Here is a 1,551-nt window from a genome sequence, read left to right as displayed (position 1 = left end):
AAAGAGCCCATGGGCTCTTTTAAACTCTTATTTTATCTAATATATTTTTAGTGATTGGTTTAAAAATACTATTTATTTCATCTCTATTTTTTTCATATCCCTCAACAGACAGATTACATATACTTGAAACCATTGGTAACTCTCCTAGAAGAGCTAATCCATTCTCTTTTAGAAACTTGTGTGTACTCTCTCCATTGAATAGGTTTATTTTTGTTTCACAACCTGGACAAAGAACATAGCTCATATTTTCAACTACTCCCACTATATCAACATTCATTTGATTTGCCATTTTTACAGCTTTAGCTACTATCATAGAGACCATATCTTGTGGCACTGATACCATTACAACTCCATTTAATGGAATTGATTGCATAACTGTTAAAGCTACATCTCCAGTTCCTGGTGGCATATCAATAACTAAATAATCCAACTCGCCCCAGATTACATCTTCCCAGAATTGTTTTACAGCTCTTCCAACTATTGGTCCTCTCCATAAAACTGGATCATTTTCATTTTCAACTAAAAAATTTAAAGACATTACTTTTATTCCATCTTGAGTTATTACAGGATAGATATCATCCCCTTTACCTCTAGCTCTCTCTCCACTTAATCCCAATAGCCTTGGTATACTTGGTCCTGTTATATCTGCGTCCATAATTCCAACTTTATATCCTTGATTAGCTAACTGCTTCGCAAGCAGAGTAGATACTGTTGATTTTCCAACTCCACCTTTTCCACTCATAACACCTATTACTTTTTTTATTTTATTCGCAGGATTATTCACAATTCCACAACTTGTGGAGTCCTTTGAACATGATCCCTGAGATGGGCATGAATTACAACTTGACATTTTTGTCCTCCTTTTAAGTATAAAAGTTGATGAAAATTACATTTTCCAATCTATGCACATTCTAGTATAGTTTAATTTATTTGTCAATTTTATTTTCAAAATTAAAATATTCATAGAGACTATCCTCTATCTCCTCTTTTAACCTCAGCTCATATTCAACTAAAGGCTCTCCCTTTACACTTAAGGTTTCCTTGGCATTTAAAACTTTTTCAACCTCTCCTAAATAAAAGAAGTTTTCCCCTGATTTTTTCTTTAAAAACACCTCTATTGTATAGTAGTTATTGGCTATCTTCCCCTCTCCCGTAAGGTTCCCATTTCTACTTATACACCTATTGTTCTTAGAAAACCATGAAAAACGCTGTTTGTCATAAAATACATTGTCATATGCTATAAACGGCAAAGAATCATCTAAAGTTATAAATATTATCACCTTTTTTTTATCTTCAAATATTGTATAACCACTTACTTGATAGCCATTATTAAAATCTAAATTTAAGTACCAAAAAGCCTCTAATTTTGTATACTCTTTATATTTTTGTATCGTTTCTTTTCCAATTTGTCTATAGTTTTTTAAAACATAGTTTAAATTATAGTCAATAAGATCATCTATCAATAGTTTAAAGTAACTATTTTTTTGATAATTAGCTTTAAATTCATTTTTCAAACTTACACTTGTTCCTAAATCTAATATAGGCTCATAC

Annotated in this window: 2 protein-coding genes; both read right to left on the bottom strand. The window is 31.1% G+C overall.

Features of this window, described 5'->3' with window-relative positions; translation table 11 throughout:
- Positions 1-19: 19 nt before the first annotated feature.
- Positions 20-850, bottom strand: coding sequence for an Mrp/NBP35 family ATP-binding protein (locus ACMOUI_RS11490; protein WP_418965833.1), 831 nt, complete (start codon positions 848-850; stop codon positions 20-22).
- 76 nt (positions 851-926) lie between these two features.
- The coding region (locus ACMOUI_RS11485; protein WP_418965832.1) for a DUF3427 domain-containing protein at positions 927-1,551 on the bottom strand (625 nt) is incomplete at its 5' end.

The sequence above is a fragment of the Cetobacterium sp. genome, assembly GCF_048470075.1.
Lineage (GTDB): Bacteria > Fusobacteriota > Fusobacteriia > Fusobacteriales > Fusobacteriaceae > Cetobacterium_A.
This window is presented reverse-complemented; position numbering and strand designations above follow the sequence as displayed.